Annotated in this window: 14 protein-coding genes, 1 tRNA gene and 1 pseudogene; 8 read left to right on the top strand and 8 right to left on the bottom strand. The window is 50.5% G+C overall.

Annotated elements, in window-relative coordinates:
- Positions 1-1,073: 1,073 nt before the first annotated feature.
- A complete protein-coding gene (locus G549_RS0105835; RefSeq protein WP_027834243.1) occupies positions 1,074-2,237 on the bottom strand; it encodes a DUF6538 domain-containing protein in 1,164 nt (387 codons plus the stop codon).
- Between the two features lie 66 nt (positions 2,238-2,303).
- Positions 2,304-2,390: transfer RNA gene (locus G549_RS0105830), tRNA-Leu, on the bottom strand.
- A 184-nt stretch (positions 2,391-2,574) separates the two neighbouring features.
- On the opposite strand from G549_RS0105830, the gene G549_RS0105820 reads away from it, so the two are divergent.
- A complete protein-coding gene (locus tag G549_RS0105820) occupies positions 2,575-3,555 on the top strand; it encodes a complex I NDUFA9 subunit family protein (RefSeq protein WP_027834242.1) in 981 nt (326 codons plus the stop codon).
- A 3-nt stretch (positions 3,556-3,558) separates the two neighbouring features.
- Here the strand turns inward: G549_RS0105820 and G549_RS0105815 are convergent, their stop codons facing one another.
- A complete protein-coding gene (locus tag G549_RS0105815; RefSeq protein WP_036221460.1) occupies positions 3,559-3,987 on the bottom strand; it encodes a MarR family winged helix-turn-helix transcriptional regulator in 429 nt (142 codons plus the stop codon).
- Positions 3,988-4,084: 97 nt separating this feature from the next.
- Between G549_RS0105815 and G549_RS0105810 the strand changes: the two genes are divergently transcribed.
- The gene (locus G549_RS0105810) at positions 4,085-4,741 is read left to right on the top strand and encodes a glutathione S-transferase family protein (protein WP_027834240.1); all 657 of its coding nucleotides are present in this window, start codon (positions 4,085-4,087) and stop codon (positions 4,739-4,741) included.
- 38 nt (positions 4,742-4,779) lie between these two features.
- Here the strand turns inward: G549_RS0105810 and G549_RS0105805 are convergent, their stop codons facing one another.
- A complete protein-coding gene (locus G549_RS0105805) occupies positions 4,780-5,589 on the bottom strand; it encodes an undecaprenyl-diphosphate phosphatase (protein ID WP_036221043.1) in 810 nt (269 codons plus the stop codon).
- A gap of 136 nt (positions 5,590-5,725) precedes the next feature.
- Between G549_RS0105805 and G549_RS0105800 the strand changes: the two genes are divergently transcribed.
- The 3 genes from G549_RS0105800 to G549_RS0105790 are packed head-to-tail and all read left to right on the top strand — an operon-like array spanning position 5,726 to position 8,391.
- Complete coding sequence (locus tag G549_RS0105800; RefSeq protein ID WP_245985770.1) at positions 5,726-6,403, top strand: glutathione S-transferase family protein; 678 nt, start codon at positions 5,726-5,728, stop codon at positions 6,401-6,403.
- Positions 6,404-6,406: 3 nt separating this feature from the next.
- Positions 6,407-7,540 carry a tRNA epoxyqueuosine(34) reductase QueG gene (gene queG, locus G549_RS0105795; protein WP_027834237.1) on the top strand — a complete coding sequence of 378 codons (1,134 nt, stop codon included), beginning with the start codon at positions 6,407-6,409 and terminating at the stop codon, positions 7,538-7,540.
- Positions 7,537-8,391 (top strand): SDR family oxidoreductase, encoded by an 855-nt coding sequence (locus tag G549_RS0105790; protein WP_027834236.1) that lies wholly within the window; start codon positions 7,537-7,539, stop codon positions 8,389-8,391. The genes queG and G549_RS0105790 overlap by 4 nt, the downstream gene beginning before the upstream one ends.
- Here G549_RS0105790 and G549_RS0105785 read toward each other — a convergent pair.
- Positions 8,366-9,139, bottom strand: a complete 774-nt coding sequence (locus G549_RS0105785) for an alpha/beta hydrolase (RefSeq protein ID WP_051213428.1) — start codon at positions 9,137-9,139, stop codon at positions 8,366-8,368. The two genes, G549_RS0105790 and G549_RS0105785, sit on opposite strands and share 26 nt — an antisense overlap.
- Before the next feature lie 139 nt (positions 9,140-9,278).
- Between G549_RS0105785 and infC the strand changes: the two genes are divergently transcribed.
- On the top strand, positions 9,279-9,824 hold the full coding sequence (gene infC, locus G549_RS0105780; protein WP_036221454.1) for a translation initiation factor IF-3: 546 nt from the start codon (positions 9,279-9,281) through the stop codon (positions 9,822-9,824).
- Between the two features lie 41 nt (positions 9,825-9,865).
- Here infC and G549_RS0105775 read toward each other — a convergent pair whose 3' ends face one another.
- The 3 genes and pseudogenes from G549_RS0105775 to G549_RS22145 all read right to left on the bottom strand — a co-directional run.
- A complete protein-coding gene (locus tag G549_RS0105775; RefSeq protein WP_027834233.1) occupies positions 9,866-10,429 on the bottom strand; it encodes a hypothetical protein in 564 nt (187 codons plus the stop codon).
- Complete coding sequence (locus G549_RS0105770) at positions 10,401-11,084, bottom strand: hypothetical protein (protein ID WP_246778338.1); 684 nt, start codon at positions 11,082-11,084, stop codon at positions 10,401-10,403. The genes G549_RS0105775 and G549_RS0105770 overlap by 29 nt, the downstream gene beginning before the upstream one ends.
- Positions 11,085-11,096: 12 nt before the next feature.
- A pseudogene (locus tag G549_RS22145) lies at positions 11,097-11,348 on the bottom strand (phage minor head protein); the annotation flags it as partial.
- Between the two features lie 151 nt (positions 11,349-11,499).
- Between G549_RS22145 and G549_RS19195 the strand changes: the two are divergent.
- Complete coding sequence (locus G549_RS19195; RefSeq protein ID WP_051213426.1) at positions 11,500-11,925, top strand: response regulator transcription factor; 426 nt, start codon at positions 11,500-11,502, stop codon at positions 11,923-11,925.
- Positions 11,926-12,009: 84 nt separating this feature from the next.
- Positions 12,010-12,546, top strand: coding sequence for a DUF4199 domain-containing protein (locus G549_RS0105760; RefSeq protein WP_027834231.1), 537 nt, complete (start codon positions 12,010-12,012; stop codon positions 12,544-12,546).
- Positions 12,547-12,553 lie beyond the last annotated feature (7 nt).

Raw genomic sequence — 12,553 nt, 5'->3', positions numbered from 1 at the left:
CTTAGGAGTCAGACATAAAAAGGTGGGGTTTCCCCTTAGAGATTCTATAGGAAGACGAAGGCCCACCTTTATGAGATCATGATGCGACATGAGAGGCATGATGATACCCTAAGGGGTCTCACTCGATCACTTGTAGTAAATCTAGCTTAGGACAAATCCAGTCTTATGAGATGTCTTAGTTGTAGACCTCTCTAGGATATCTATGGGTATGTGACAGTTCCTAATTGAAGATTTAATCAATGTACTGGTGTACTCTTAGGTTTATCACTGTGTCTCTCTATCTTAATGTCTTGTTGTGTTGCTTCTAGGTGTTCTGGGAGGGCTTTAAGTTCTCCGGGCACCTTAAAGAGGACACTTCATCTGTATGGGTTGCTGGCGTGTCGCAGCTAAACGCAAGTTGTTTGAGCTGAATGGTATTTAGAGGCTCGCTGAGGACTCAAGAAGGGCGATCCTCCTGGGTTTAGTGTCTGTCTCAGAGGCATCCCGAGGCGGCTCTGGCAAGGCCTCTATGGCCGATTAGTTCCTTATGTCTGCCTTGAGGGTTCTCGGCATTTTGTACATTGGCTCCACGAGACAAATAAATGGCCTTAGAGAGTCCATTCAGCTTGTTCGGTACCCCCGTTGCCGCACACACGCTAAGAAAGCAGCTGAGGGAGTCTCTGAGAGCCACCTGGAGGATACGGAGAAGATGCCAGACCTGTCAAAAAATGTGGGAGAACACACAAAGGGAAATCAGAAAAAATCTGAAGCCCCAATCGTATTGATTAGCTTTTGTATCTTCCCCCGGTGGGGGTGAGGTACCCTGAGAAATCCATCCTATACCGCGCGACAATCTCGAGGGTCCCCAGCGATTAATCAAGGGGCCTTTAGGGTAGACCAAATGGTAGACCAAAAATGCCCCTTTACATCGAACTGCGTCTTAGCTAACTTATTGAAATCGTTGGATATCAGTTATTTTGAGATGCCTGTGATGAGAAACTAACTTCTCCAGGGCACCAATTTCTCAAAGTAACCCATTGATATCCTTCGGTTTTCGCAATGAAACGCAGCGGAGGGTAGACCAAAGGCCCTCTTTAATCTCCCACAGCCTTGCAAACCCACTTCGAAAGCACAGAAATTGGGTGGCCTTCACCGTAGCTTTCGCCAACGCCGCCAATGCTCCAGCCGCCAATGCGGTCAATGATGTCCTTTGGACACTCAACGGCTCGCAATCTATCCCTAAAAGTGTGTCGCAATGAGTGAACAACTGCACCGTTAGAAACTCTAGGTGATATCCATTTGTTCAATGCACCACTGGCAGAGTTTGCACGACACGTTGTCTCATCGCAATATTTCGGGAACAGAAATGCGTTTTCGGAAGCCTCACAGGCCCGTTTTGCAGCCCATAGTGCATGACCGCCCAATGGGACTTTGCGAGCGCTTGCGGTCGTTTTAAGACGTCTCCAGGGGTGAGGCTTAAGGTCAATATAAGGCTGCTTCGCGGACAGGGCTATATCTTCTTTCGTAATACCAAGAGCCTCACTCAATCTCATACCGGTATCACTCAGTAAAGCGATCAACCAACGCTGTTCGTCGTCTTTTATGCGGCATTCTCGTTGTATCTTGGCTAACTCGTCAGGAAGAAATACCGCGCGTTTCTTCTGAGGTCCGGTGTCCTCGCCATAGTAAACCTGAGAGAACACGCGTGGCTCCTCAAAATCTAATTCACGGGAAGCGAAATTGAAGACAGCCTTTAATGTGGTGAAGTAGCGCTTTACGCTGGATATGCTTAGACCCTTTGAAATCAGATGATCCCGGAACTGATTGATTTCCAATCTGGTTAAGCTATTGACCTCGCGGTCTCCCAGATAAGACACCAGTGCATCAACAGCGCGATCAACCGCTTGAGTAAATGTCTTAGGGCGTCCCTCGGCTTTATGCTTGAGGTACACCGATTTTGCTTCGGAGACCATTGGAGCCTTCGGGGTAGGGTGTAGGTCATTTGCTGGCTTGGCCTGAGGCCGCAAGAAGCGTGACAATGGGTTGCTGGTATCCCGCCAGCGCATAGACTTCCAATCGTCATCAAGTTTGGTCGCAAAGATCATCGCACGAGCCTTCGCAGTCTGTGCTGATCTGGTCTTTAGCGAGAAGACAATTCGAGGTTTTTGATAGTTGTCGAGAAGATCGTTTGGGACGCGACGAGAGAAGTAAAATACGCCACGTTTTTGGAAAATAAATGAACCATTATGGTCTACCATTTGGTCTACCCTCCGCTGCGTTTCATTGCGAAAACCGAAGGATATCAATGGGTTACTTTGAGAAATTGGTGCCCTGGAGAAGACTCGAACTTCCACTTCCATACAGAAACTAGCACCTGAAGCTAGCGCGTCTACCAATTCCGCCACCAGGGCACGACAGCGATGAGAACTAAAAGGCGCTTGTAGATTTGTCAATTGCCTTGTTGCCCTTATATAATTTTTCCTTTGAATCCGGGTGCCATTCGGTCTCGACAATCGGCCATACGCGGGTTAATGAAGGGGTCAAGATCGATATTGCGCCGCAAAAAGCAGGCGCCAGCACCGAGGTTTTGAAGAAATGGGCAAACACGCACCAAAATTGGTCACGATTTTCGGCGGCTCAGGTTTTGTTGGGCGGCAATTGGTTCAGCATTTGGCAAAAAAAGGCTATCGCATCCGCGTCGCGGTGCGCCGTCCAGATCTAGCCGGTGATGTACGACCTTTGGGCGCCGTAGGGCAAATTCACCCGGTGCAGGCCAATGTACGCGACATGCCGTCGGTTGAGCGTGCGGTTGCTGGTGCGGACATCGTGATCAATTTGACAGGCATTCTGTTTGAAAGCGGTAAGCAGAAGTTCCAAGCTGTGCAAACCAATGGAGCAAAGAATGTGGCTGAAGCGGCTAAAGCCGCAGGGGCCTCCCAATTGGTGCATATGTCTGCCTTGGGTGCGGATGCGGAAAGCGAAAGCGATTATGCCCGGTCCAAAGCACTGGGCGAACAAGCAGTGCTGAAAGCCTTCCCCCAAGCGATTATCATTCGTCCATCGATTATTTTTGGTTCGGAAGACGGGTTCTTCAATATGTTTGGCGCTCTGGCGCGCTTATCACCTGTGCTGCCATTGGTGGGCGGCAACACCAAGATGCAACCCATCTATGTGGGTGACGTGGCTGACGCGTTTGACGTGGCGGCAGAAGGTGGCGTGAAGGGCGGCAAAATCTATGAGATTGGCGGCCCGACTGTTGAAACCATGAAAGAGCTTTTGCAGCGTCTGTTGCGCGAAATCGAGCGCAAAAATTTGCTGCTGCCGATTCCAACACCAATTGCCAAAGCCATCGGCTGGGTGATGCAGATTTTGCCAAATCCAATGCTAACTGTGGATCAGGTGAAATTGCTACAGCATGACAATGTGGTGAGCGAAGAAGCGAAAAAGCAAAAGCGCACATTGAAGGCATTCGGCATAGAGCCAAAGACCATGGCGGCGATCATGCCAACTTATGTGTGGCGCTTTATGAAGCATGGTCAGTTCGATCGGCGCACAGAGCCATTGCAGCGCGACTAGGCTTTACCGCAATTTATTGAGCAATTGGGCAAGGGTGGCACGTTCATCCTTGCCCAATTTTTTTTGCATGAATTCATCCAAACATTTTTCATAAATGATCCACATGCGCGCGCGCATGTCTTTGCCCTTTGGCGTGATGACCGCGCGGCAGCCGCGTCGATCCTCATCGCATACGACCCGGTCAATCAAATCCGCGTTCACCAGCCGATCCAAAAGGCGCGAGGTTTGATATTGCGGCAACAGCAATTGCGGGATCAGTGCATTGGGGCGAATGCCTTCTTCCCCTGCTTTTTCAATTTCCCACAATGCATCATACCAGCTGAGGCTGGGGAGATCCGCTTTCTTGAAGGCGGCTTCCACCTGCTCAATCAATGCGCGGCTGGTGATATGCAGGCTTTGCCACGCTTGGGTGGTCTCATTATCTATGCTCATGCCCAACATCTAGCATTTATATGCAAATGCATCAATATTGACAAAGACGTTAGTTTCGATTTATATGCATTTGCATTTAAATTCGAAAGGAGACGCCATGTCTTTGAAGCTGGTCAGTCATTATTTGTGCCCCTATGTGCAACGCGCCATCATTGCGCTCAGCGAAAAGCAGGTGCCATTTGAAAAAGAATATATCGATCTGGGCGACAAGCCGGATTGGTTCGTGAAGAAATCACCTTTGGGCAAAACGCCGCTATTGATCGCCGATGATGCAGCGATTTTTGAATCAGCGGTGATTGTTGAATATTTGGAAGATACTCAGAAAAATCCACTGCACCCGGCAGATGCGCTGGAGCGGGCGCAACACCGCGCGTGGGTGGAGTTTGGCTCGTCGATCCTTGGCGACATTGCTGGGCTTTATAGCGCAAAAGACAAAGCAGGCTTCGATCAGCAAATCGCCAAGATCAAGGACAAGTTTGCCCGACTGGAACCTGTTTTGGGTGATGGTCCATTTTTCGCGGGCGAAAAGTTCAGCGTCGTCGATGCCTCGTTCGGCCCGATCTTCCGCTATTTTGACGTGTTTGATGAGATCGAGGATTTTGGTTTTTTTGTCGATCTGCCCAAGGTGCGTGCTTGGCGCACGGCCCTAACAGAGCGTCCATCAGTGATGAATGCTGTGGCCCCACAATATCCGGACCAGTTGCGTAGTTTTTTGAAAAAGCGCGACAGCTATATCTCGACGAAAATTCACTAAAACGAATAAGGCGGCTTAGCCGCCTTTTTCACCTTCGATTAAAACTGAACGACAAAGATCAGTCCCAAAATACCAACAATAATGCGCCACCATCCAAAGATGGAAAAGCCGAACTTCGATACAAAATCGAGCAAATAGCGCACCACAATCGCCCCCACCACAAAGGCTGCGGCAAAGCCGACGGCAATGTTCAAACCGGCATCCAGCGTGATCACATCAATATTTTTATAAAGATCGTAGCCGAAGGCCCCAGTCATGATCGGCAGGGCGATAAAAAAGGTGAATTCCGCCGCAGAGCGCTTGTCCGTGCCCATCAACATGGACCCCACAATGGTCGCGCCAGACCGGGAAACGCCGGGCACCAGCGCCAGCATCTGAAAAATGCCAATTCCAAAACAAAGTTTGAGCGGATAATGATAAATATCATCATATTTCGGCTCCAGCTTCAGCCGATCGACAATGATCAAAATGATGCCACCAGTGATCAACATGGTGCAAATGATCAAGGGGGCGTTGTAAAGCACGGACTTGATATAGCCGTGCAACAGCACCCCAGCCAAGGCCGCAGGCACAGATGCCAGCAACACGCCCGCCGCGAATCGCAGCGCATATTTTTCACCCTTGAAAAAGTCGCGCACCAATTGCAGTAATTTGCCAAAATAGATGGTGATGATGGCCAGGATTGCACCAAGCTGAATCAAGACTTCAAATGTGCGGCCCGGATTTTCAAAACCGAGCCATTCGCCCAGTAACAGGATATGCGCAGTGGAGGAGACAGGCAAAAATTCCGTCAATCCTTCAACAATGCCCAAGATGAGGGGCACAAAAATGCCTTGATCGGGGTTCATGAAATCTCCTCAGCGATGCTTTTTGGGGAACAAATTAAGCTTGATGTCCTTATCTTGCCTTAACGCATTTCATTTCATTGGCCAATCGCATAAAATCGGCGCAAATTTGGCTATGCGCTAAACAAAGAGGTAATTCGTGTCTGCACCAACATTGCTGCATTATGTTTTGGACCCCTATTCGAGGCTCATCCGCTTAATGTGCGCTGAATATGGCTTTGATGTGGAACTCAAAGAGGTGAAGCCCTGGCGGCGCGAAGAAGAGTTTTTGGCCATCAATCCCGCTGCTGAAACACCTGTTTTGCAGGCAGAGGGAAAATTGGCCATCGTTGGTGTTTCTGCCGTGATGATGTTTATCGAGGAAAACACGGAGACCGGCCTGCCGCTCCTGCCTCATAACGTGGTTGATCGGGCGGAGACACGACGCTTGCTTGATTGGGCATTGTTCAAATTCTCAGATGATGTGTCGCGCTATATTGTTGAAGAGAAATTCGTCAAAAACGATATGAAGGGCCAAACCCCCGACACAAATGTGTTGCGGGTGGCGCGGATTAACCGCGCAGAGCATTTGGCCTATTTCGATTATTTATTGTCCACGCGCAAATGGTTGGCGGGCGAAGAATTGACCTTGGCTGATTTTGCCTTTGCTGCACAAATCTCAACCCTTGATTATCTTTCCGAAATGCCTTGGGACGATGTTCAGGAGGTCAAAGAATGGTATCAACGCCTGAAGTCTCGTCCTGCCTTTAGAACTTTGTTGGCCGATCGGGTGCTGGGCATGCCCGCCTCCTCGACATATGCTGACCTCGACTTTTAACCCGTGACCCAATCGGCTGAAAAACTGCGTCAAACAATTGAGGCACGCGCCCACGATCTGGGGTTTGTCAGCTTTGGTGTCGCGCAGGCCAACGGGCATCCTGAAGCGCCCGAACGACTGAATGAAGCGCTGGCGCGTGACTTTCACGGGGACATGCACTGGCTCAAAGACACGCTGGACCGCCGGACAAGCCCACAACATATGTGGCCCGAGGCCAAATCTGCCCTCGTGCTGGGGTATAATTATGGGCCGGATCAAAACCCGCTCGACCAATTGGACGACACAGAAAACGGACTGATCTCCGTTTACGCCCGTCACCGCGATTATCACGACATCATCAAAGGCAAGCTGAAAGAGATCGCTGGCCTGTTGGCGCGGCAGGGCAACTGCGAGGTCAAAGTGTTTGTCGATACGGCACCGCTGATGGAAAAGCCGCTGGGCGAACAGGCTGGCATCGGTTGGCAGGGCAAGCACACGGTTTTGGTCAGCCGCGACCATGGCTGCTGGTTGTTTCTCGGCACGATTCTCACGGATATGGAATTTGCGCCAGATGCGGCGGGCACAGACCGTTGTGGCAATTGCCGCCGCTGCTTGGATGTCTGTCCCACAAACGCCTTCCCCGCGCCCTATCAACTGGATGCGCGGCGTTGCATCGCCTATCTGACCAATGAATATAAGGGCATCATTCCGGTTGAATTTCGCAAGCCCATCGGCAACCGCATTTATGGCTGCGATGATTGCTTGGCCGTGTGCCCATGGAACAAGTTTGCGTCCGTGGCGCTCGATGAAAAATTGCGCAGCCGCGACGATTTGCGCGCGCCACCTTTGGTGGAGCTGGCCAAATTTGACGATGGCGATTTCCGCGCCTTTTTCAAAGGATCACCCATCAAACGGCTGGGGCGCGACGCCTTTATCCGCAATGTGTTGATCGCTTTGGGCAATGCGCCACACAAAAATGACATTGTCGCCGCCATCAAACCGCATTTAAGCGACGAAAGTCCGCTAGTGCGTGCGGCGGCCGTGTGGGCGATTGATCAACATTACGACAGTGAAGCGTTTGACCAACTGCGCCAAGCCCATTATCCATCAGAAAACGATCACGATGTTTGTGCAGAATGGGACCGGACCGCACCATGAAAATGTTTATCTTTGGCCTTGGATATTCGGCTCAACATATCGCCAGGGCCTTCCCCGGTGACGTGGTGGGCACCACGCGCTCGGCTGAAAAGCAAGAGAAGCTGGCGGAGAAGGGCTTTGCCGTTGAGCTGTTTGATGGTGAGATCAACTCCGATGTTGCGGCGCATTTGCGCGAGGCAACACATTTGGTGATTTCAGCCAGCCCTTCCGAGGCAGGCGATCCGGTGTTGCCGGGTCTGGGTGATTTGAAATCGACTTGCCCAAGGCTGCAATGGGTGGGCTATCTTTCAACCGTTGGTGTTTATGGCGATTTTGACGGTGCATGGATTTCGGAAGACACGCCGCCCACGCCTGTCTCCAAACGCGGTAAATGGCGCGTGGATGCCGAAGCCGCCTGGGCTGCGGCCTGCAAAAAAGCGCGCGTCGATTTCGCGATTTTCCGTCTGGCGGGCATATATGGCCCCGGACGTTCAACATTTGAAAAATTACGCAATGGCAAGTCGCGCCGCATCATCAAACCGGGGCAGGTGTTTAACCGCATTCATGTGGTGGACATCGCGCAAATTGTTTGTGCGGCGGCACAAAAGCGGGCCACAGGCGTTTTCAATGGTGCCGACCATGAGCCGGCCCCACCGCAAACCGTGATCGAATATGCAGCGCAACTGGCCAATTTGCCTTTGCCACCTGAAGAACCGTTCGAAACAGCGGATATGACGCCCATGGCGCGGTCATTTTATGGCGACAATAAACGCTGTGGCAATGCGCGTTTGAAAAAGGATTTGGGCGTCACCCTTAAATTCCCCACCTACCGCGAGGGGCTGGAATCTATTCTGACGCAAATGAGCGGATAATGCTTTGCAATAGGGCTAGGTCCTCTGGGCGACTTAGCCGATGGTCGCCATCGGGCACCAGCGTAAATCGCGCATCATCATGCAAAAAGTGGCGGTAGATTTCTTGCGCGTGGCTTAGAGGGACATCCGGATCTTCGCCACCATGAATAATATGCACCGGCGCGCCTGTTTTCAGTGGGGCATCTAACAGGCTGTTGGCGTTGCCATCTTCCACCAGCTTCTTGGTGTAAATATATGGACCGTCGCCATATCGACTTTCGCGCCGCAATTCACCGTCGCGGTCAAGCTTGGCAAAATCTTCAGGGGCAAATCGCTGCGGCAATAATCGTTTGGTGAAATCGACCCCTGGCGCAATCAGCACCAATGCCTTGGCAGGGGGGTGGCCATGTTCAAGCAAATATCGGTTCAGCAGCAACGCAATCCACGCACCCATCGAAGAGCCGACAAGAATTTGCGGCCCATCTGCGAACCGTTGATAAACGGCAACGGCATCCGCAAGCCAACTGGAAATGGTCTGATCTCGGAAGTCGCCGGAGGATTGACCATGTGCCGCATAGTCAAAGCGGGTGCTGGCCAACCCCAATTCTTGGGCCAAAGCAGCCATGGCAATTGCTTTTCCACCGCACATATTGGACATAAAGCCGCCAAGCCAAAACAAACCCGGTGTTTGGTCGCCCTGATGGAGCACCGCCAATTTGTGTGTGGAATGTTGATTTTGGTGTTCAATCCAATGGGTTGGCTTTTGCATTTGCTTTTCTTTTTACTCATTAGGTACTATTTTCGCCTCGAGTGTCGAATCTTTGGCTCAAGGTGTTGACTTTGAGGCCATTTGACCAGATTTTATGCGTCACAACTAATATCTTTTGTCTAAAGAAGGAATTGACACCATTCGTCGTCCACAAAGACCTGTACAACCCCAAAAAGACGGGCCACGCTCTAACCGCGAAATCAATGTACCTGAAGTTCAGCTTATCGATGCTGAAGGGGAAAACCGCGGCGTGGTGAATACACGCGAAGCCATGACTATGGCACAAGATGCCGGTTTGGATCTTGTTGAAATTTCGCCAAATGCGAAGCCGCCAGTTTGTAAGATTCTGGACTTGGGTAAATATAAATACCAAGCACAGAAAAAAGCTGCCGAAGCGCGCAAAAAGCAAAAAGTCATCGACGTCAAAGAAATCAAGATGCGACCGAATACGGACACGCACGACTTTGAGGTTAAGATGCGCAATGTTGTGAAGTTCTTGGAAGGTGGTGACAAAGTGAAGGTCACGATGCGTTTCCGCGGACGTGAAATGGCGCACCAAGAACTCGGCCTGCAACTTTTGAATCAAGTGCGCGAGCGCGTGCAAGAGATCTCCAAAGTTGAAGCCAAGCCGAAAACCGAAGGCCGCCAGATGATTATGATCCTGGCGCCGACAGCGACAAAATAAAAGACCTTTATCAAGAATGCAAAAGGCTCCTTCGGGAGCCTTTATTTTTCTGGCAAAAACCAGGCGGTGGGACACCGCGCGCGCTGATATTCACGGTTTTTATCCAGCATTAAATAGGTGTAGTGAAGGTTGCCGCCAAATGAGTCAGGCAAGTTGCTGCTTGGTTCGCTGAAAATTTCCTTTTTCTTCGTTTCCCAGTAATGGCGGAACTGATCGGGTTGTTCAGATTCAATAAACAGGCCCACATCCTTGATGTAGATAAAGCGATTAAATTTGCTTTCATCGTCACTAGGATAACTCCCGGCCATTGACTCAAAATCATAAAAACTGATGGTGCCATCGCCACGCCGCAAAATACGCCCATCCGGATATTTGATTGCGATGTCCGCATCAGAACCACCCCCAGCATGCATTTTTGAAAAGACAGTTGCCCGTCCGATCAGTAACCCGTTGGGCATTTCAACACAGAAAAAGCGCTCGGCAATGTTGGTGTAAAGGATCCAAAGCCCCAGCACTGCTGCAAGCAGCACAGCCAAGATCAGACAGCCAATCGCATCATAGTATTCTGGTGAATCGCTATTTCTTGAATCTGCTTGCTGTCCCATCGACATTTACCCTTGCGATGACGGTGCCGCGCCAATTGTCCGTGATTGCGTAAAACTTGCTGCCGGGTATCTCCCGCAAATCTTTCCGTCTGAGACGATGCCACAAAATATCGCCATCTATCTTGGGCAAATGGAGGCGCAGACGCCGCCGCAGCTTCTCCAATGCATCATGCATAATGATTTCATCAGAATGCGGATCAATATTGTTGTCTCTGAGGTAGGCACCGATATTAAGTGGGTCTAGAAACTCGTCCCACAACTCAAAATTAATTTTGCCTTCAATTTGCAGTTTGTCACCAATCCTTTGGCAGCGGCCGTTGAATTTGCCGCGTATCGTGGTCGTGCCCAAAGAGAAAACGACATCCTTCATCGGGTAAGTCGAACCAAATGGATAGGAAAACGCAACGCCCTCCCTTTCCCACGCTTTGAATTTCCGCGCTTCATCAGCAATTTGACCAGGCAGTCTTGCGGGGTCATCAATGGCTTCTCTGCGATATTCCCGCACCACTTTGACGAGATTGCCCGTATTGCGCAGTCTAATCGCTCGGCCTTTGCCATAGAAATAATGCAGTACATAATCAATGTCGCTCCAGGCGCGTCCATTGTCAGAAACATCATGCAACTTAATCTCAAACTGTTCGGCACTGCTGGGCACATAGGGCACCGCGCGGCAGCGGCAACCAAAATCCTCGCCGGGATGGCCTGTGGGTGGCGGGTTATCCCATGCAAAAATTTTGCCGTGATTGGCTGCATGTGAGGGGCGGACTTTTTGATCCTGCCGCGTCGTCCAGATATAATAGCCGGTGTGGCGCTGCGCCTTCGTTTTAAGGCTACGCTCAATCGGCGTGCCATAGCGCAAATAATCATTGAAAGCGTTTTTATAGCCAGAAATGTGGCGTTCTAGAAATGGAGAGGGCATCGAGAAAATTCTCAAAAAACTGCTATAAATATAACCCTAGGTTAACAAAACCTTTGCGGAATGTAAGGGAATTTATTCCAGCAGCAGTAAAGTCTGTGTGTCATAAGTTAGGCAAAGCTAAAAAGCTTCGGAAGCAAATGAGGTTGGCGTGATGAGTGGAGCGATATTCAGATATGGCGGTTTGCTGGCGCTGTTTCTGATCTTGCTGGAATTTTTGCGGCGCAATTCTTACGCCTATTTTTGGCCAGGCGGGCTTTATCCAACCCTAATTGCTTTGATCTTTCTGGTGCTCGGTGGTGTCGGCGTTTGGCTCTGGGCGCGGCCCAAACTCGGCATGTTGCGCCCATCGGTTCCAGTGCGCGACGCGCGGCGTATCGCCGAAATTGGTCTCACAGAACGCGAGACCGACGTGTTGATTTTTCTGGTGCATGGCTACACCAACAAGCAGATCGCTGCGCAGCTGAAGGTGGCGCCATCCACCATCAAAACCCATGTGAAGAACATTTTTTCAAAGCTGGATGTGGCCAATCGCACAGAGGCGGCCAGCGAGGCGCGCGCCCTTGGTTTGATTGAATAATGTCCCGCTTCCTCCTTTTGGGGGAGGACAAGTGCACCCTGATCGGTCAAGATAAATCCCGCAAAAACGCTTTTGGGGGAAGAAATGCAAACAATCTTTAAATGGGGCGTCATTGTTGGCGCGGTCATGACCATATTTATGTTCGGCTCATATTTTGTGGTGGCCGGCAATCAAGCGCAAAATATGGGCATAGCGGAAGTCACAGGCTATGTGGGGATGATCGCCGCTCTGGCCATCATTCTTTTCGCCATGCACAAACAGTTTAATGAGCGGGCCGATAAGCAAAGCCTGTGGCAGCGCATTATATTTGGTGTGGGTATCGCCGTGATCGCCGGCACAATCTTCGCCATATGTGACGTGATCTATACCTTTATGATCAATCCCGGCTTTATGGACGCCTATTTCGAGTATTATTTGAGCACACTGCCGGTGCAAGAAGGTCCGGAATATGAGCGCATGGTGGAAGAGGCCATGGCGCAACGCGAAATGTTTGCTCAACCCATCATGGTGTTTTTGGTGATGGCAGCAACTGTTTGGATGATCGGGCTTGTGGTTTCAGTGCTGGGCGGGCTTGGCCACTATTTCTGGACAAAATCAAAAATGAACAATCAGGCAATGTGAGGACAAA

It is taken from the genome of Maritalea myrionectae DSM 19524, assembly GCF_000423365.1.
Classification (GTDB): Bacteria; Pseudomonadota; Alphaproteobacteria; order Rhizobiales; family Devosiaceae; genus Maritalea; species Maritalea myrionectae.
Note: the sequence above shows the minus strand (reverse complement) of the source record. Positions and strands in the feature narration are given on the sequence as shown.